Source organism: Streptomyces sp. NPDC059224 (genome assembly GCF_042754285.1).
In the GTDB taxonomy this organism is placed as follows: Bacteria; Actinomycetota; Actinomycetes; order Streptomycetales; family Streptomycetaceae; genus Streptomyces.
The window spans coordinates 36,397-54,138 of sequence record NZ_JBHZAN010000050.1; the positions used below are offsets into that span (position 1 = coordinate 36,397).

A 17,742-nucleotide genomic window follows, 5' to 3' on the forward strand; every position below is an offset into this window, starting at 1 on the left:
CAGTGTGACCATCTCAGCGCGCGTGCGCTGTGGAAGGGCTGGCCAGCGGCGAGGGGTGGGTGGCAAGTTGCCAGGAGCCGCCGGACTTCTGCCACGGTGAGGGGCGCGAGGCAGGAACCGTTTCTGCTGCCCCTTTTGCTGCGGCGTCGGCGGCCATGACGGCGAGGAAGGCATGCGCCAGTATGGCTAGGGTGATGTGCCTCATCCAGCCGGTGTAGCGGCGGACTTCGTACTGGTCGAGGCCGCATTCGTTCTTCGCGGCCTGGAAGGCTTCCTCGATGGCCCAGCGCGTCCCGGCGACGCGGACCAGGTGCTCGATGGTGGTGCCTAGCGGTGCGTGCGCCAGGTAGTGGGCGATCTCTTCGGGCTTGCTGATGCTGCGGCGTGCCAGTGCCCACCGCTGGTGGGTGGGCATCTCGCCGTCGAAGTCCTCGATGGAGGTGATCTGCAGGGCGGCCCAGTGGTAGATGCGCGGGCCTTTGGCGCCGTCGCCGCACGAGTGTCTCTCCCAGGCTTCGCCTGGTGCCTGCGAGAAGAGATGGTCGATGCGTCCGAAGTGGGGCACTTGCTGGGACTTGGGGACGGCGAGTACATATCCCAGGCCGGTCTCCTCCAGCATGCGGCGCAGCCGGTGTTCCTGGCCGTAGGCCGAGTCTGCGGTCACCCAGGCGATCGGCAGCGGTGACGCGATCGCGCGCAGCACCATCATGCGGCGCAGCCGGTGTTCCTGGCCGTAGGCCGAGTCTGCGGTCACCCAGGCGATCGGCAGCGGTGACGCGATCGCGCGCAGCACCATGGTCTTGGCCAGGTCGGGCTTGGTGGCGAAGGTCCGCTCGTCGGGGATGTGGGCCGCTTGGCAGCGGTCGCGGTCGTCGGTCCAGGACTTGGGCAGGTACAACTCGCGGTCCACCAGGGCGCGTCCGCGGGTGGTGGCGTAGGCGGCGAACACGCCGATCTGGCAGTTTTCGGTGCGGCCAGCGGTGCCGGAGTATTGGCGCTGGACGCCGGCGGAGGTGGTGCCCTTTTTGAGGAAGCCGGTGTCGTCGAGGATGAGGATTCCGTCTGGTTCGCCAAGTCGTTCGGCTACGTAGTGCTGCAGGTCATCGCGGAGTTCATCGGCGTCCCAGCGGGCGCCGTTGAGGAGCCGCTGGAGGCGGTCGGGTGTGCGGTGTCCGGCGTATTCGGCCAGTTGCCAGCCGTTCTTGCGGCCGACCGGGCCCAGCAGTCCACGGATGTAGTCACGCATCCGGCGACGCGGCTCGACACGCTTGAAGCGGTGGCCGGTACGCAGGAACAGTTCCTCGAGCTCGTAGTTCCAGATCTCAACTGCACGCTCGTCGATCACGCCGGGAGGCTGCCCGGACCACTGTCACTATCAGCGGCGGCTGCACACGATCGAGGGGCGGCCCGGGAAAGACAACACAGGCCGGTCATCAGCCCTCTACACTCACCCAAACTGCCCCTGAACAGGGAAAACGTCAAAGTGCTGCTGGAGTATTAGTACTGCAACGGTGCTTGTCGTGACTGGGGCCAGGTCGGTCGTTGGTGTGGTTATGGGTGGGGACCTTGACGATGTCAGGCTGTGGGCGGGTGAACTGGACGCTCTGCACGAGCGGTTCATCCACCGGTTTAACCGGGAGGAGCCGCGCCAGTCTGCGCTGGCTTACATGCGAGGCCTGGTCGCTCCGCTGGAGCGGAATACGGCTGGACGCTGGGCGAGGAAGCCGGGCACGTGGGTCCTGATCGCATCCACCGGTTGCTACCGGCGCTTGCTCGCGATGTCGTGCGCCGGAGAAATGACCAGTGGCCGGGGCATCTTCAGCGTGAGCGAAGGACGCCCCGGCCGACACAGGCGTTGGAGCCGGGAGCCGACGGTTGCCGGTTGCTCAGGGCAGGATCGAGTCGACGTAGCCGCCGTCGACGCGCAGGGCGCCCCCGGTGGTCGCGGACGCGTAGGACGAGGCGAGGTAGACGACCATGTGGGCGATCTCCTCGGGCTCGATGAGGCGCTGGATCAGGGACTGCGGGCGGTGCTTGATCATGAACTCGCGCTGTGCCGCGTCCCAGGGCGGCTCGTCACCGACCAACTCACGGACGAAGTCTTCGACGCCGCCTGTGTGCGTCGGGCTGGCGATGACGGAGTTGACGGTCACGCCCGTGCTGGCGGCCTCATTGGCGAAGCCGCGGCTGACGGCGAGTAGCGAGGTCTTGGTCATGCCGTAATGGATCATCTCGGCGGGGATGACCACGGCCGAGTCGCTGGCGAGATTGAGGATGCGACCCAGCCCCGTTCCGTCATGGCGGGTAGATAAGCGCGGATGAGCCGGATGGCGGAGAGGACGTTCGCCTCGAAGTAGCGGCGCCACTCGGCGTCATCGATCTCCAGCGGGGCGGCGGAGCCGAAGATGCCGAGGTTGTTGACCAGGATGTCGACCGAGGGGACGGCCTCCAGCACGGCCACCCGCGGTGGCGACGACGTCGTCGCCGGAGTCGACCCGCATCCGGTCCACCGCGTCCGTGACGCGCTCCGCGCCCCGGCCGTTGACGGCGACCCGGGCTCCGGCGCGGGCGAGGCCGACGGCGATGGCGTATCCGATGCCCTGGGTGGAGCCGGTGACCACCTGCGTGAACTGACGCCGGGGCAGCGCACGGATTCGCCGTGAGGCTGGATGGTCTTCAGATCCGTGCCGTCCGGGCTGTTGAAGTACGCGACCTTGGCGCCGAGTGCTACCTCAGGGGATGACCTCGCGCGCGAGGAACGTGCAGTCATCCCGCAGGCCGCGCATCTTTGCCTTGGTGTCGCATCCCAGTGCAGCAGTCGCTATGCCACGCATGCCGGATCGAGCGGTCCAGCGATCACGCGGTGACCTCTCATCCTTAAGACGTGACTCAGGGCACACACCTGGGTGACAACGCTGCTTTCTTCGGCTGCGTATCCCCTCGCGCAATCGAGCAAGGCCGGATCGGAGGATGCTGGATGAACGCGTGGCATGCCGGGAACGGCAGGTGCTCGTAGTGGGCGTCCGGACATGGCGCGTCTGGCGGAGAAATGCAGAAGACCCGTCATTGAATAGTGAAGCCGGGGTGCGAGCCGCCTACAGCGAGTATGGCGGAGAGCTCCTGGGCTTCGCCCATAACCAACTTGGTGACGCTCAGCTGGCGGAAGAGGTCGTGCAGGAAGTGTTCCTGCGGGCCTGGCGCGCCTCGGATTCCTTCGACAGCAGGCGGAGCAGCCTGCGGACCTGGCTGTACGCGATTGCCCGCAACGCGGTCGTGGACGCGCACCGGCGTCGTGGGATCCGGCCGGCCGTGGCCCATGCGGAGGAAGCGGAGCGGGAGCAGGCGGCTGCCGAGGTCGACCCGTACGACCAGTTGCTTGCACGCATAGAGCTGCGTGAGGCGCTGGACCGGCTGAGCCCCGAGCACCGGGAAGTGATCATCGAGGTGTACTTCCTGGGCAGGACCTGCGCCGACCTGGCCGACGAGCTGGGCATCCCGGCTTCCAGCACCCGCAGCCGCCTCTACCACGGCATCCGTGCGCTGCGCGGCATTCTCGACCAGAACGGATGGCTGGCACCATGAACGACTTCTGCACCGCGATCCGCGAGGAGGTCACCGAACTCCTGCTGCTGGGCAAGCCGTTGCCCGCTCCGCTGGCCCGCCACGTGGCGTCGTGCGAGGGGTGCTCCGAGGAAGCAGAAGGAGTGCGCCGGGTGGTGCGGACCTTCGAGCGTGCGGACTCCCTCCGTGTCCCGTCCGCCCTTCCCGACGCTGGCCGGGCATCAGCCGGTGTCCTGTCGCAGAAGCGGGGGCGCATCCGCCGCCGGATGGCGGCCGGAATCGCATCTCTGGTGCTGGCGGCGTGCGCGGCTTTCGTGACGGTCGTGGCAACCTCCGGCAATGACACCCGCACTTCCGTCGCCGCGGTTCAAGTCGCCCAGGACGGTGAGATGATCTCGCACCCCTGGGGCACCGAGATCCCCGTGTCGCTGTCCGGGCTGCGGGACGGCACCACCTACCGGCTGATGACAGGCAATTCCCGTGGTGACCGAGTGCAGGCCGGCAGTGTGCAGCCGAGTGGGCCGAGCGACGGCCCCATGCGCGTCCACCTGACCACCGCCATGCGCAAGGACACCATCACCACGCTGTACGTCCAGGACGCGGACGGGCACTTCGTTGCCCAGGCCGCAGTGGGACCACACCGCAACTCCTGACACGGGGCCAGTTCCCACCCCGTCATCGACCACCCGAATCAGGGCCGGCAACATGCCTGGCCCCTCCTCGACGCGCCCAGCGGGCGCACCTTATAATGGAGGTTTGTCAGTGATTTCGATCAAAAGGGCCGCGCGTGCCGCCGCGGTGCTGACCGGCGTCGGTGCCGCAGCCATCGGAGCGGTGAGCATCGCCCAGGCCGACACGCCCTCGGCCTCCGCCCGGCACAGCTCAGCGAAGGCCGCCGCGGGTGACGGCACATCGGTGCCGTTGCCGATTTCGGGCCGCGACCGCGTCTACACCGCAGACCAGACCTCCAACACGGTCACGGTCATCGACCCGTCCACCAACAAGACGCTCGGCACGATCGCCCTCGGCGCGCAGCGCCTGGGCGCCACACTCAGCCCGCAGTACACCGACAACGTCGGCGTGCACGGTCTGGCCTTCTCCCGTGACGACAAGCGCCTGGGCGTCGTGAGCGTCACCAGCAACACGGTCGACATCATCGACACCGCCACCAACAAGGTGATCAACGAGACCGACGTCGGCCGTGCCTCGCACGAGGGCACCTTCACCGCGGACGGCAAGCAGTTCTGGGTCGCCGACCGCGGCCGGGACACCGTCACCGTCGTCGACGCGGTGCACGGCGGTGTGATCAGGAACATCAACGTCGGCCCCGGGCCCTCCAAGGTCGTCCTCAGCCCCGACGGCAGGACCGCCTACGTCAACCACATCAGCGCGGCCGAGATCACCGTTGTTGACGTGCGCACCCACAAGGTCCTCTACAACATCAAGGGCCTCGGCGACACCTTCTCCTCCGACGAGGCGATCTCACCCGACGGCACGGAGCTGTGGGCCGCGCACAAGCGCGTCGGCCTGGCCAGCGTCGTGGACCTCGAACACCGGAAGGTCGCGGCCGTGCTGAAGACCGGTCCGGACACCAACCACCCCAACTTCGCCAACACGAAGAACGGCTCGTTCGCCTACCTGACCGTGGGCGGCCTCGATGAGACCCTCGTCTACCGCCGCAGTCCCGGCGGCACGCCCCAGCTGGTGACCCGCATCCACGACACCGGTCATGCACCGCACGGCGTGTGGCCCAGCGGAGACGGCACCCGTATGTACGTGGGCATGGAGAAGTCCGACGCCGTGGACGTGATCGACACCGCCACCAACAAGGTCATCGGCGCGGTCGGTGTCGGCCAGGAACCGCAGGCCCTGGTGTACGTGCCCAACGCGGCGCCCGTAGGATCCGCCGCCAACCTCGGCCGGCAGGGCCTGGGGGATGCACCCCGCAACGTGCCCACCACCCTGCCCGACGGAACGGCGGGCGAGACCATGCGCCCCGGTGGCAAGGGCCGTCAGCTGGAAGCCACCATCCGACCGGTCAGCGGGCTCGACATGATTCAGCTCCAAGCCCGCGGCCTTCAGCCGACCACCACCTATCAGGCCTACTCGGTCCAGAAGGACGGCAGCAAGATCCGCCTCCTGTCGTTCACCGCGGACGCTGCGGGCAACGCCCCCCAGGTCCTGGCTTTCGCCGACTTCACCGGTGTGAGCGTCTCCCTCACCTCTCAGGGCAAGGCCACCGCACAGACGCTGGCTCGGATGTCGTCCGGGGTCGCTTCCATGCACCCCGGCTCGGACAGCACCGTCGAGGCTGCCGACCTTCTGTACTGCGACTGCTGCTGAAAGGCCCCACGCCACCATGACACGCCCACCTCGCATCCGCTCCAGCCGGCGCACACACCGGGCGGCGGCAGTGCTGGGAACTGCCGCAGGAGCACTGTTCCTTCTGGCGGGGCCGGCCTCGGCACACGTGCGGGTCTTTGCCGACGGCGCCAAGGAAGGAAGCCCGGCTGCACTCCGGTTCCGAGTGCCCTCCGAGAAGGCGGACGCGACCACTGTCCGCGTCGACGTCACCCTCCCCAAGGGAGTCGCGTCCACCGGCATTCCGCCGGCCTCCGGCTGGACTCGCAAGGAAATTCCGTCTCCTGCCGGCGGAGCGACCCAGATCATGTGGACAGCCACGGCGGGCCACGAGCTCAAACCCGACGAACACCGGTACTTCGAGGTACGGGTGGGGCCGCTCCCGAAGAAGGCGAGCATCGCCTTCGACGTGGCCCAGACATACTCGGACGGGTCGGTCGCGGACTGGAACGAGCGGCAGGCAGGTACCAAGATGCCGGACTTTCCTGCCCCCGTACTCGTTCTGGATGCCGTCGCTGCCCAGACCGAGGAGATCCGCCAGCAAGCAACCGCGAAGCCGGCGCCGACTGCCGCGGCATCGCCTGCATCAGTGGTGGCCACTCAAGAAGAAGCCGCGGGCGGGGCGTCGTGGCTCCCGTGGACTGTCGCCGGCGCCGCCGTCCTGGGCGCAGGCGCCGTGGTCGCCATACGACGCAGGACGCCTCCCAACAGAGCGTGAATGCAACAACGTTGAGGAAAGACCATGCCGCGAGCGGACCGGCGCCCGCGGGTTCACGATCAACCCGAGACGGTGGGCCATCGAGCGCAGCATCGGCTGGCTCATACACCACCGACGCCTCGCCCGCGACTACGAGAGACACCCGCACCGCTCCGAAGCCATGATCCACCTCGCGATGATCGACCTCATGGCCCGCAGACTCACCGGCGAAGCCACCCCGAACTGGCGCGGAACCTGACCCGGGACCAAACACGAATCACCGGACCAAACGCTCAGTCAGCCAGATCGCCGTCGCCCACCCACGACCGCGCAGTCTGGGGCGACGGCGGTTGTCGCAAGTACTTCGTCGAGCAGGCCGCCACCCTCGGCATCGACCCTCGCGATCGTCCAGCGCACTCTTGGGACCGAGTGATCCACCTTGATCCCGAGACGCTGGACGGTCGCGCGCACCTACCGCTAACTCATGCTCTACCGCCGCCTGGCACGCGACTACGAAATCCTTGCGCACGCCCGGAAGCCATGATCTGCCTCGCGATAACCGGTTCCCCTACGGCCGAGCGTGGACTGCGCGGCCGCAGCGGAGCCCCTCTCCGCGGACGGAGACTGAGTGGTTGACGCGCGGTGGAGGTTGATTACGGTCCTCGTCTTTCAGCGCGTGTTAGCTGTCGTTGGCGGATTCCGCTACGCGGCCTTACCACTCAGGTACTTGTAGAAGCCCTTGCCGGTCTTGCGGCCCAGGTGGCCTGCCTGCACCATCCGTGACAACAGCGCCGGCGGAGCCAGGTGGGGCTCGCGGAACTCTGCATACAGCGATTCGGTCACAGCGAGAGTTGTGTCGAGGCCTATGTGGTCGGCCAGCCGCAGTGGGCCCATGGGGTGGGCACAGCCGTGGACCATGCCCTCGTCGATGTCGTTGGCGGTCGCGAAGCCCGACTCGAACATGCGGATGGCCGAGACAATGTAGGGGACCAGCAGGGAGTTGACGACGAATCCCGCCCGATCTTGGGAAACAATCACATGCCGGTTCAGGGTGTCTGTCACGAAGGCGCGCAGGCGTTCCCAAGCTGAGTCGCTGGTCACCAGAGAAGGGACCAGTTCCACCAGGTCGAGGACGGGCACGGGATTGAAGAAATGCAGCCCTACCACTTGGCCGGGGCGATTGGTGGCGGCGGTGAGCTTCATGATGGGGATGGAGGACGTGTTCGACGTGATCAGAGCCTCGGGACGGGCCAGTGCCTTGTCGAGATCGGCGAACACGCGCAGCTTGAGCGCTTCGTCTTCGGGTACCGCCTCGATCGCCAGGTCGCGGTCGGTGAAGTCCGCGATGTCCGTCGTGAAGGAAATGCGCTGTAGTGCTGCGTCGCGGTCATCCGACGTCAGCTTGCCCCGCTCCACAGCACGCGACAGGGAACTCTCGATCCTGCTCATTCCGGCTTCGAGAGCCCTTGCGTTGGCTTCGTAGACCAGTGTGTCGAGACCCTTCCGGGCACACAGCTCCGCGATTCCCGAACCCATGAGCCCGCAGCCCACTACGCCTACTGCGTCCACGTCAGTTGCCTGTGTTGGCATGGTCAAACTCCTCAGATGGCGGGCAGATTGCGGGCCATGACGATGCGCTGCACCTGGTTCGTGCCTTCGTATATCTGCGTGATCTTCGCGTCGCGCATCATGCGCTCCACCGGGTAGTCCCGGGTGTAGCCGTACCCGCCGAGGAGCTGGACGGCGTCCGTGGTGACCTCCATCGCCACGTCCGAGGCGAAGCACTTGGCCGCGGCGCCCAGGTAGGTCAGGTCGGCGTCCCCGCGCTCGGAGGCGGCGGCGGCCTGGTAGGTCAGGGCGCGGGCGGCGGAGATCTTCATGGCCATGTCGGCGAGCATGAACTGGATGCCCTGGAAGTCGGCGATGGCCTTGCCGAACTGCTTGCGTTCCTGGACGTAGCCCTTGGCGTAGTCGAGGGCGCCCTGGGCGATGCCGAGGGCCTGGGCGGCGATGGTGATGCGGGTGTGGTCCAGGGTCTTCATGGCGGTGGCGAAGCCGGTGCCCTCCTCGCCGATCATGCGGTCGGCGGGGATGCGGACGTTGTCGAGGTAGACCTCGCGGGTCGGGGAGCCCTTGATGCCGAGCTTCTTCTCCGGGGCGCCGAAGGAGACGCCCTCGTCGGACTTCTCGACGACGAAGGCGGAGATGCCCTTCGAGGGGTCCGTGACGGCCATGACCGTGTAGTACTCGGACTCGCCCGCGTTGGTGATCCAGCGCTTCACGCCGTTGAGGATCCAGTGGTCGCCGTCGCGGACGGCCTTGGTCTTCATGCCGGCCGCGTCGGAACCGGCGTCCGGCTCGGAGAGGGCGTACGAGAACATCGCGTCGCCCTTGGCGAGCGGCGACAGGTACTTCTTCTTCAGGTCCTCGGAGCCGGAGAGGATCACCGGGAGCGAGCCCAGCTTGTTCACGGCCGGGATCAGGGAGGAGGACGCGCAGACGCGGGACACCTCCTCGACCACGATCACGGTGGCGAGCGCGTCGGCGCCTCCGCCGCCGAACTCCTCCGGTACGTGCACCGCGTGCAGGTCATTGGCGACCAGGGCCTCCAGCGCCTCCTGCGGAAAGCGTGAGTCCTCGTCGACCGCGGCGGCGTGCGGTGCGATCTTCGCCTCCGCCAGCGAGCGGACGGCGTGACGGAGCATGTCGTGCTCCTCGGACGGGCGGTACAGGTCGAAGTTGTCCATTGATTCCTCGTTGGTTCAGGGTTGGTGCGGCATGTGCCGCAAGGCGCTGTGTGAAGGGGGAGGAGTGCTTGCCGCGCGGGGAAGCGGCAAGCAGCGCAGCACACCGACCGGCCCGGGGACGGCAGCAGCGAGGGGTTGACACCCTCGAGTGCTCGACCGGCAGGGTGCGCGGCTCTGCTCGCTCGTCCGATCTGGAACAGGTCGAAGGCGAGTAAGAGGCACCTGGACCTCTCGGCACTCAGTACCCTAATTATGCGTACTGAGTGCCACGGCAGGGAAGGGGGTATACGTTCTTGTTGTGAGCGATCAGATCGGCCGGCCCCAGCAGCGTGCGAGACGTGAGACCACAGAGGGGGAAGCGCAGCAGTCATCGATCCGCGAGGAGCTCGTCTCCGCAGCATTCGACCTGTTCGCCGAGTTCGGCTACGACGCCACGACGATTCATGACATCGTGCGCCGAGCTGGCGTGGGGCGACGGTCCTTCTTCCGTTACTTCCCGACGAAGGAAGCAGTGGTTTTCCCGGATCATGAGCGAGCGCTCACCGGGATGGTCGACTACCTGAATCAGGGCTCTGTCGACCCCGATCCAATAGGGCGGGCGTGCGGGGCAGCCCGGCTAGTCGTCCGTATGTATGCCGCCAACCCGGACTTCTCCGTGCGACGCTACGCGCTGACCCGCAGTGTGCCCGCTCTCAAGAACCACGAGATCTCGGTCGTCTGGCAATACGAGCGGGCTCTGGCCTCGTATCTGGAGCGCCGCTTTGCGACACTGCCCGATGGTGGCGCCCGCGCCTGCACGGCGGCCGCAGCGGTAGTGGCGGCCCACAATTACGGACTGCGTGCCTGGCTCCGCTCCGGAGGTACCGGGGATGCCGTTGCGGTCGTGGACAGGGCCCTCGATCTCGTGCACCGCACCTGGGGCACTGGCGCAGAATCTGTCGTCATCGTGGCCCGCACTGACACGCCAATGTGGCGCGTTGTGCAGCAACTCGAGGACGTATGGCCTCACCCTCACACGCGTGACACTCAGGATCAGATTTAAGGGAACTCGGTTCCCTCCCGCGAGGCTGGTAGCGAGTCTACCGAGCTGGAGCCGATCGCTGTGACTGGCAACGACATGCGCGGTAGACGGCAAAGTTTGACGAAGTGCATGCCATCAGCCGCGTCGGGCGCGTGCATCACACCGCTGCGCTCGCCGTCGACGGCGAGTAATGGCGCAGCGGCCTATCACCCCGTAGGCCGCAGGTTTCACCGACTGACGGTGACGTCGAGGGGAGCCCGGAAGGACAGCAGACCCAGCATCGGGGGCTCGCTCCCACCGTCCTCCAGACGCACTCCCGACAGTCGACTGGCTCTTACCTGCAAGGCCACCGCTGCTTCTGCGCGAGCCAAGGACGCGCCCGGACAGCGGCGACGGCCGGCATCGAATGCGAGGTGGTGACGGACGTTCGGCCGATAGGGGCGCATGCGCTCCGCGCAGGGGAAGACCTTCGGGTCGGATCCGCTACCCAACAGCATCAGCAGCAACTGTGCGCCCTGACACGGCGACCAGAGCGGTGCTGTGGCTCGAGGTAGCCAGCCGATCTCTGATCAACTCCAGGAGCCGGTCATGGCCGGGGAAAATCACGTCTTCCTTGGAGCGGTAGTTCCGGAAGAACGTGGTGCGCCCGAGTCCCGCTCTCTCGGCGATGTCGTCGACGGTCGTCTGCTCGTATCCACGCTCGTCGAAGCGCGCGAATGCGGCGTCTGCCAGTCACTCACTAACCACACTCGTGGCTCGCCCACGGCCCTCACAAAGGGGGTCCAACAGGCCCCCTTTGGCCGCCCCGCCGTTCTGTCAGAAGAGCCTACGATGGCGCCACGGCAGTGATGACCGAGCCCGGTGATCCGCCATACCGACCCGCCCGACCGGCAGCGTTGCGAGCAACGGACGACTGAGAGGTCCCTTCCGTGGCGCGGCGCTCGGCTGCGCCCAGAGGACAAGGTTCGGGCGTTTTACCGGTGCGGTGCCAGTCGTTGCCCAGGCGACGGTCCGACGTCACCGGGGCGCCGTAACCCCCTGTACACCCACGGAGCGTCTGTGCACACCGACCCCAGAACTGTCTTCGCCCGGCTCGCCACGACGGCGGCACCGGAGAACCCCCGGCGCTTCCTCGGGACGGTATGCGTCCTTGGCGGAGGCATCGCGGGCCTGCTGGCCGCGCGGGTCCTGGCCGACCATGCCGACCGTGTTCTGATTATCGAACGCGACAGTTCGAGCGCCACGGATGGAGCCCAGTGGCGGCCGGGGGTTCCGCAGGGGTACCAGGTCCACGGCCTGCTGCCCGGAGGGCGCGCACAGCTGGAACGGTTCTTCCCGGGCATCGTCGCGCAGGCCGTCGCCGCGGGCGCTGTGCACTGCCGTCCGGAGCAGACAGCCACCTACGTGGACGGGGTCGAGCAGATCGTCACACCGAACACGGACTTGGTGACCTTCAGCCGTCCGTTCCTGGAAGCACTTGTGCGGCAACGAGTTCTGGCCCTGGACAACGTGGTGCATGTGATCGGGCAGGTTGCCGGCCTGCTCTACGGGGACGGCGCCGTCAAGGCCGTGCGCTGGCGCACGGCGTCGGCCGGTGAGCACATACAGCCGGCCGATTTCGTCGTGGACGCGACCGGACGAGCCAGTCGTCTGGCCAACTGGCTGGCCCGGGACGGCTGGGAGCCGCCGCTCATGGACCGCATCCCGGTCGACATCCGCTACCTGACCGCCCGTTTCTCTCGCGCCACCGACTGGCGCGGCCCACTCAACGGCGTGTTCCGCCACAGCCCCGCCTTTGCGTCCGGCGGGTTGGCCGGGGCGGCCGTCAATGCGATTGAGCATGACCAGTGGGCGCTGATGCTGGCCTTCTTCGGCAGCGGGGCGGGCGAGCCGACGACTGAGGACTTCGCCGCGTGGTGCCGGGTCCTGCCGGAGATCTTCCAGGAAGCGATCAAGGGCCGGCCACTCGGAGAGGTTCGACCGTACCGTCACGCGGACAGCAGGTGGCGGCACTTCGAGCGGCTCGAGCGGTTCCCCGCCCGGCTGGCCGTCGTGGGCGACGCCGTCGCGTCGTTCAATCCCGTGTACGGCCAGGGCATGTCGTCCGCCGCTCTGCACGCTTCCTGCCTGTCCGCCTACCTCTGTGCAGATCCTGATCCGGACGTGCCCGCGTGGGAGTTCCTAGCGGCTCAGAGAGTGGTCGTTGAGGCCGCCTGGCAGACGTCGACGGCCGCCGACGCAGTGCGGCTCGGGCTCGCCCCGGCGCCCGCCACGGACGCCGAGCGGACGCGCGGTTGGGCCGTGCGACAAGTCACCGCGGCCTCTGCCACGGACGTCGAGGTGGCGACCCGCCTGCGCGCAGTTGCCTTCATGACAGAGCATCCTGCCTCGCTCACCGACCACGACCTCGTCTTGCGCGCCGCGAGCATCAATGGTGTACCCGAGAGCGAGTACCCGCCAAGCTACCGCTGACCGCAGGTCCGGCCTCCCAGACCGCTGACGGCCACCGAACCATTCGTCTCAGCCGGACACCGACCAGCTCTTCCACCGGGCTGGGTCCACCACCCCGTCGATGCCCGGGCCGGCACTGTGTTCGGCGGGCTGCTTCCTGAAGCCGTGCCAGCAGGGCGCGTTCCCACCCCGGGCGGTCTCGGCTACGCGGCCGCCCTGTTTACCTGCTTCTGCTTCTCATTGAGTTTTTGCGGACCCGGCTGGTGCCCGGACATCGGCCTGGAACCCAGCCCGAGGCGGCGCATCGCCGGGCTGCGGCGGGAAGCTCTGGCTCTGCCGGCCGGGGTGAACGCGGACCACCGCCAGGGCATGGAGCAGGAACGTGACGTCCGGCCCTCCGAACAGGCCCTCGACGCTCTCGTGCGTGCCCTCAATTCTTCTCCCTGGCGTCCCGGAACCTGCGGAGCCTCGCCGGCGCGCGCCACAGGAGGTACCGACCACCACGCCTCGGCTCCTGCACACCATGACCCGCCCACGATGATCGTCGGATGCTTCCTGGACGTCCTGCAGCTGCCGCGCCTGGCACGGTGCCCATGACCCACGTGATCATTTGACGGCGGGGTTCCAGACCGCGCACCTCCCGGAGGTAGCGCGACAGGCCGGCCGCCGGGGCCTCTGCCGTGATGGGCGGCTTCGGCTTGCCGTAGGCCGGCGAGTGGTGACCGTGATGCCATCGCTTGCCGGTCCGCCGGTTGATCCCGACGATCCGGCAAGCTTCCGAGTTGCCGTAACCCCGACTCGTGAGCTGGAGATATACCTCCCGCTCACGAGTCAGGGTTACGGTCACCCCAGCCACTTCTCTGAGCTGGGGTGTTGCAACGACCACGAGGGCCCAAGGATCGGGGGAGGGGCTCGGTGGCATCTGCTGATTGCCGGTCGTCGGCCCGATCGGGTCAGTCGAAGAACCGGAGCAACTCGGCGTTGACTTCGTCGGCGTGTGTCCAGCACAGGCCGTGGTCAGCGCCTTCGATGGCCACGTACTTGCTGTTGACGATGAGTTCGTGGGAGCGCGGACCGCAGGCCTCGATCGGCAGGATACGGTCGGCGGTGCCGTGGAGGACTAGCACCGGGACGTCGATCTTGGGTAGATCGGCGCGGAAGTCGGTGTGCCAGGTGGCCACGCAGGCGATGGTTCCGGTGGGTGAGGCGCCGGCCGCGGTGTTCCAGGCGTCCTGGACAGCCTCGGCGCTGATCCGGGAGCCGAGTGTCTCATCGAGGTTGAAGAAGTTCTTGTTCCACTCGGTGAAGTACGCCAGCCGGTCCGTGGTCAGCGCCGCTGCGATCTGGTCGAAGACCTCCTGGGGCACCCCATGAGGCGTTTCCGGGGTCTTGAGCAGGTACGGCGGTACCCCGGAGATGATCGCGGCCTGCCGGACCCGCCCGGATCCGTAGGTGCCCAGGTAGCGGGCGATCTCGCCGCCGCCCATGGAGTGCCCGGCGATGTCGATGTCGCGCAGGTCCAGGGCGGTCAGGAGCTTGTCGAGGTCGGCGGCGAAGGTGTCGTAGTCGTAGCCGGTGGTGGGCTGGCTCGAGCGGCCGAAGCCGCGACGGTCGTAGGTGATGACCCGGCGCCCGGCCGCCAGCAGGGCACGTTCCTGCCGCTCCCAGGCCCGGCCGCTGAGCGGAAATCCGTGGATGAGTACGACGGGCCTGCCCGTCCCATGGTCTTCGTAGTACAGCTCGATCGGCGCGCAGTTCTCCTGGCCGACGGTTATGAAAGGCATGGCATCTCTTTCGAAGTCCCTGCGGTGGGGTTGTTTTCGCGATGGTGCGGAAGGGGATGGTCACGCGGGCACGATGTACGGGAAGTGGTCGGTCCGCAGATGTTGGGCGACGGACGGCTTGAGCCCGGACGGCACGGCCGTGTTGGTCACGAGCGAGAGCATCGCCTCGGACGCGTTGTCGGCCAGGGTGCGGCCGTTGAAGCCGTACCGGCAGGGGTTCCGACGGCGTAGGGCAGCACATCCGGGAACTGCTGCCGGGCTACGGTCTTGCCGTTCTGGATCGGCGCAGGCCCCGGTGGCTGCTACGACGGCGGCGACCTGGTCGGCGGCGGCGAGATCCCCGGAGGGATGCCGCGTGTTGGCGGGGTCGGTGAAGCCGGTGTCGCCGGGCCAGGAGATCGGCCACATCATCGGGTGCCCGCCGCGGTTGATCTGCCGCCATCCGCCGGCGTCGGTGGCCAGCTTGGTCGCGCACCACACGCCGGTGCGGGCCCCGGGGCGCAGCTGCGGGTGGTCGTGGACATTGAGCACGATCGATTCGTTAGGGGGCTGTGTAGCCGCCGTCGACGGGCAGGGCGATGCCGGTGACGAAGCTGGACTTGTCGGAGGCGAGCCAGACCACGGCATCGGCGATCTCCTCGGCGCGGGCGATGCGGCCCAGGGGGTGGGCGGCGTCGAGCTGCTTGCGGTAGTCCGGTGGCAGGTCCGCGATCATCGGGGTTTCCACCAGGCCGGGGCAGATGGCGTTGATGCGGATGCCGTGGGTCGCGGCCTCGATCGCGGAGCTCTTGGTCATGGCGACCTCGGCGGCCTTGGTGGCGCCATAGCCGGAAAACCCCGGAACGCCCACCAGCCCCGCACCGGAGGACATGTTCACGATTACGCCGGAGCCCTGTGCCACCATGTGCCGCAGCTCGTACTTCATTGGCAGGAACATGCCACGCACGTTGATGGCGATCATACGGTCGAGCATCTCGGTGGAGTAGTCCTGGGTGAGCTGGTGCTCGCCGTCGTAGCCCGCGTTGTTAAGGCTGATGTCCAGGCGGCCGGTGTCCGCAACAGCGGACTGGACAGCCTTTTCCACCTGGGCCTCGTCACTCATGTCAGCGACCACATAGCGGGCCGACCCGCCGGAGGCCTCGATGAGACGAACGGTCTCCTGCAGGGTCTTCACGGTGCGGCCCGCGACCGTCACCAGTGCTCCTTCGATGGCGAGGGCCAGGGCGGACGCCCGCCCTATGCCGCTGCCGCCACCCGTGACGAGCGCCGACTTGCCTGCAAACTGCTGGGTCATGTCTGCTTCTTCCTTGTTGCTGAGCGTGTGATGTCTTGTCCGGCCTGCATCAGCGATCTGGACCCTTGTGGATGCTGAGGGCGTGGTGTTTCAGCAGCGGTCGGCACGACGTCAGACCTGCGCGGTGCCCTGGACGATGATCTCGTTGACATTGACACTGGCTGGCTGGGCGACGGCGTAACCGATGGCTTCGGCGATGGCCGAGGGGCTGATGCCAACTGCATCGAGTGCTGCGCGCACCGCACCCTGTACCTGCTCGTCGCCTCCGGAATGGATCAGCTCGGTGTGGGTGAGGCCTGGACAGACAACAGTGACGCGGAGGTCGGTGGTCTCCTGGCGCAGGCCGTCGGAGACAGCGCGAACGGCGAACTTGGTTGCGCAGTAGACGACCCCGGTCGGGTCCGTGCGGTGTGCAGCGGTGGAGGCGACGTTGATGATGTGACCGGACTGGCGCTCGCGCATGCCGGGAAGGACCGCTGCGATTCCGTGCAGTACGCCGCGCAGGTTAACGTCGATCATCTGGTTCCACTCGTCGACGCGCAGGTCCTGCATGAGGGCCAGCGGCATCACGCCGGCGTTGTTGACCAGGACATCGACTCGCCCGTGGCGGGTCAGCGCGCCGTCGACAAAGGCTTTCACGCTCTCGAAGTCGGTGACATCCAGCTGTGCGTATTCGGCGTCGTGGCCGGCCTCGGTGAGCTCACTGACCAGTTGGATGAGGCGGTCAACGCGCCGGGCGCCGAGGACGACGTGGTGTCCGGCGGCAGCAAGGTGACGGGCGCTCGCCTCGCCAATGCCACTGGACGCACCGGTCACCAGGACGACCTTGCGATGCGAGGACGAGGAATTCATGAAGATCTCCGAACGAGATATGTACTTGTCCATTTCGCTTCTTCACCAGCCTGGTGGCCGGGGGCTAGCGGCACGTCTAGAGCACCACCGGTTCGGATGCCGTGGAAGAGAACGCTTCGTCCCCGGGCGCGCTTTACCGGGGGTACGGCATAGCCCCCCACGGCCGGGGATCCGCACTGCCCGCAGCGCTAACGTGGCAGGCACAAGTGAGCACGTATCGGAGGCTGAACTGCAGGAATTTCTGCGGACTCGCATCACCCCGGAGCAGGCAAATTCCCCCGCAGCCGGGCGCGGCGCGAGGAGGCCGCCCGGTTGGCATCCCGGACTGCTAGCCTCGATCTTGCATGACGGTCCGCCGACGGAGTCGGTGGACCGTTTCGCTTTCGGTGGCTGATGGCGGGCATTCCGAGGGCCCGAGTGTCGCCTCGGGTGGACGCCGGGTCCCACTGCTCCGGGCTGGTTCCTCTTCTTGTAGGGACAGGCGAATCAGCTGGTCAGCCGGGGTTCGGCAGGAGCGCAAGTCGTTCAAGGGCGGCGGATATCTCGCCGGTCCAGGGCCAGTGGCGGGCGAGGCGGAGGATGCGGCGTCGGCCGGTGGTGACGAGCTGGGCGGCCGCGGAGAACAGGCGGAACCGCAGTCGGCGGGGCTCCCAAAGACGGGCCTGGTCGGTCAGGGCGAGCATGGGCATCCAGGCCAGGAGGTCGAGCGCGATCTGGACGATCTCCAGCCAGACCTTGTTCTGGGCTGTGTGGTGCAGGGGCAGGTTGCGCAGGCCGGTGGCCCGGGCGGCTCGGATTCGGTCCTCGGCCCGGGCCCGGAGCCGGTGACGGAGTTCGAGCTCGGCGATCGGCAGGCCGGTGGTGTTGGTCGCGAAGCACGTGATCCGCATGCCGTCCGCGTCCGTGATCCTCAACTGGGCGCCGGGGTGTGGCCGTTCCTTGCGGACGATCAGCCGCATCCCCTTCGGCCAGCC

Annotated in this window: 15 protein-coding genes and 4 pseudogenes; 8 read left to right on the forward strand and 11 right to left on the reverse strand. The window is 67.5% G+C overall.

The features are described 5' to 3' along the window. Positions 1–13 precede the first annotated feature (13 nt). Entirely contained in the window at positions 14–1,345 is a 1,332-nt protein-coding gene (locus ACFXI4_RS38855) for an IS701 family transposase (protein ID WP_385000632.1), read from the reverse strand. A gap of 208 nt (positions 1,346–1,553) precedes the next feature. Here ACFXI4_RS38855 and ACFXI4_RS38860 point away from each other — a divergent pair. Then, a pseudogene (locus ACFXI4_RS38860) lies at positions 1,554–1,780 on the forward strand (IS701 family transposase); the annotation flags it as partial. 106 nt (positions 1,781–1,886) lie between these two features. On the opposite strand, the pseudogene ACFXI4_RS38865 reads toward ACFXI4_RS38860, so the two are convergent. Beyond that, a pseudogene (locus ACFXI4_RS38865) lies at positions 1,887–2,645 on the reverse strand (SDR family NAD(P)-dependent oxidoreductase). 325 nt (positions 2,646–2,970) lie between these two features. On the opposite strand from ACFXI4_RS38865, the gene ACFXI4_RS38870 reads away from it, so the two are divergent. From ACFXI4_RS38870 to ACFXI4_RS38890, 5 genes and pseudogenes are all read left to right on the forward strand, one after another. Next, the gene (locus tag ACFXI4_RS38870) at positions 2,971–3,582 is read left to right on the forward strand and encodes a sigma-70 family RNA polymerase sigma factor (RefSeq protein ID WP_385000635.1); all 612 of its coding nucleotides are present in this window, start codon (positions 2,971–2,973) and stop codon (positions 3,580–3,582) included. Continuing rightward, a complete protein-coding gene (locus ACFXI4_RS38875; protein WP_385000638.1) occupies positions 3,579–4,214 on the forward strand; it encodes a hypothetical protein in 636 nt (211 codons plus the stop codon). The genes ACFXI4_RS38870 and ACFXI4_RS38875 overlap by 4 nt, the downstream gene beginning before the upstream one ends. Positions 4,215–4,323: 109 nt before the next feature. Next, the gene (locus ACFXI4_RS38880; protein WP_385000641.1) at positions 4,324–5,904 is read left to right on the forward strand and encodes a beta-propeller fold lactonase family protein; all 1,581 of its coding nucleotides are present in this window, start codon (positions 4,324–4,326) and stop codon (positions 5,902–5,904) included. A 127-nt stretch (positions 5,905–6,031) separates the two neighbouring features. Continuing rightward, positions 6,032–6,640: a DUF1775 domain-containing protein gene (locus tag ACFXI4_RS38885; protein ID WP_385000644.1), complete on the forward strand. Its 609-nt coding sequence runs from the start codon at positions 6,032–6,034 to the stop codon at positions 6,638–6,640. Positions 6,641–6,686: 46 nt separating this feature from the next. Next, a pseudogene (locus tag ACFXI4_RS38890) lies at positions 6,687–6,878 on the forward strand (transposase); the annotation flags it as partial. A 443-nt stretch (positions 6,879–7,321) separates the two neighbouring features. Here the strand turns inward: ACFXI4_RS38890 and ACFXI4_RS38895 are convergent. Further along, positions 7,322–8,209, reverse strand: coding sequence for a 3-hydroxybutyryl-CoA dehydrogenase (locus ACFXI4_RS38895; protein ID WP_385000647.1), 888 nt, complete (start codon positions 8,207–8,209; stop codon positions 7,322–7,324). A gap of 11 nt (positions 8,210–8,220) precedes the next feature. Further along, the gene (locus tag ACFXI4_RS38900; protein WP_385000650.1) at positions 8,221–9,366 is read right to left on the reverse strand and encodes an acyl-CoA dehydrogenase family protein; all 1,146 of its coding nucleotides are present in this window, start codon (positions 9,364–9,366) and stop codon (positions 8,221–8,223) included. Between the two features lie 373 nt (positions 9,367–9,739). Between ACFXI4_RS38900 and ACFXI4_RS38905 the strand changes: the two genes are divergently transcribed. After that, the gene (locus ACFXI4_RS38905; protein WP_385000677.1) at positions 9,740–10,408 is read left to right on the forward strand and encodes a TetR/AcrR family transcriptional regulator; all 669 of its coding nucleotides are present in this window, start codon (positions 9,740–9,742) and stop codon (positions 10,406–10,408) included. Between the two features lie 206 nt (positions 10,409–10,614). Here the strand turns inward: ACFXI4_RS38905 and ACFXI4_RS38910 are convergent, their stop codons facing one another. Together ACFXI4_RS38910 and ACFXI4_RS38915 are read right to left on the reverse strand one after the other, a co-directional pair. Further along, positions 10,615–10,884 (reverse strand): cytochrome P450, encoded by a 270-nt coding sequence (locus ACFXI4_RS38910; protein WP_385000680.1) that lies wholly within the window; start codon positions 10,882–10,884, stop codon positions 10,615–10,617. 19 nt (positions 10,885–10,903) lie between these two features. Beyond that, positions 10,904–11,119 (reverse strand): annotated as a pseudogene (locus tag ACFXI4_RS38915) (helix-turn-helix domain-containing protein); the annotation flags it as partial. Positions 11,120–11,446: 327 nt separating this feature from the next. Here ACFXI4_RS38915 and ACFXI4_RS38920 point away from each other — a divergent pair. Beyond that, positions 11,447–12,859 (forward strand): FAD-dependent oxidoreductase, encoded by a 1,413-nt coding sequence (locus ACFXI4_RS38920; RefSeq protein WP_385000653.1) that lies wholly within the window; start codon positions 11,447–11,449, stop codon positions 12,857–12,859. 932 nt (positions 12,860–13,791) lie between these two features. On the opposite strand, the gene ACFXI4_RS38925 is transcribed toward ACFXI4_RS38920, so the two are convergent. From ACFXI4_RS38925 to ACFXI4_RS38945, 5 genes are all read right to left on the reverse strand, one after another. After that, positions 13,792–14,622: an alpha/beta fold hydrolase gene (locus tag ACFXI4_RS38925; RefSeq protein ID WP_385000656.1), complete on the reverse strand. Its 831-nt coding sequence runs from the start codon at positions 14,620–14,622 to the stop codon at positions 13,792–13,794. 60 nt (positions 14,623–14,682) lie between these two features. Further along, complete coding sequence (locus ACFXI4_RS38930) at positions 14,683–15,153, reverse strand: hypothetical protein (RefSeq protein ID WP_385000659.1); 471 nt, start codon at positions 15,151–15,153, stop codon at positions 14,683–14,685. 10 nt (positions 15,154–15,163) lie between these two features. Then, on the reverse strand, positions 15,164–15,916 hold the full coding sequence (locus ACFXI4_RS38935) for an SDR family NAD(P)-dependent oxidoreductase (RefSeq protein ID WP_385000661.1): 753 nt from the start codon (positions 15,914–15,916) through the stop codon (positions 15,164–15,166). Between the two features lie 111 nt (positions 15,917–16,027). Then, the gene (locus tag ACFXI4_RS38940; protein ID WP_385000665.1) at positions 16,028–16,801 is read right to left on the reverse strand and encodes an SDR family oxidoreductase; all 774 of its coding nucleotides are present in this window, start codon (positions 16,799–16,801) and stop codon (positions 16,028–16,030) included. Positions 16,802–17,262: 461 nt separating this feature from the next. Further along, a partial coding sequence (locus ACFXI4_RS38945; RefSeq protein WP_385000668.1) for a transposase occupies positions 17,263–17,742 on the reverse strand: 480 nt, incomplete at its 5' end.

Bases quoted from the DNA above. Each gene is read 5' to 3' on its own strand.
- ACFXI4_RS38870 (WP_385000635.1), top strand. From the start codon at position 2,971: ATGCTGGATGAACGCGTGGCATGCCGGGAACGGCAGGTGCTCGTAGTG.
- ACFXI4_RS38875 (WP_385000638.1), top strand. From the start codon at position 3,579: ATGAACGACTTCTGCACCGCGATCCGCGAGGAGGTCACCGAACTCCTG.
- ACFXI4_RS38895 (WP_385000647.1), bottom strand. From the start codon at position 8,209: ATGCCAACACAGGCAACTGACGTGGACGCAGTAGGCGTAGTGGGCTGC.
- ACFXI4_RS38900 (WP_385000650.1), bottom strand. From the start codon at position 9,366: ATGGACAACTTCGACCTGTACCGCCCGTCCGAGGAGCACGACATGCTC.
- ACFXI4_RS38910 (WP_385000680.1), bottom strand. From the start codon at position 10,884: ATGCTGTTGGGTAGCGGATCCGACCCGAAGGTCTTCCCCTGCGCGGAG.
- ACFXI4_RS38925 (WP_385000656.1), bottom strand. From the start codon at position 14,622: ATGCCTTTCATAACCGTCGGCCAGGAGAACTGCGCGCCGATCGAGCTG.
- ACFXI4_RS38935 (WP_385000661.1), bottom strand. From the start codon at position 15,916: ATGACCCAGCAGTTTGCAGGCAAGTCGGCGCTCGTCACGGGTGGCGGC.
- ACFXI4_RS38940 (WP_385000665.1), bottom strand. From the start codon at position 16,801: ATGGACAAGTACATATCTCGTTCGGAGATCTTCATGAATTCCTCGTCC.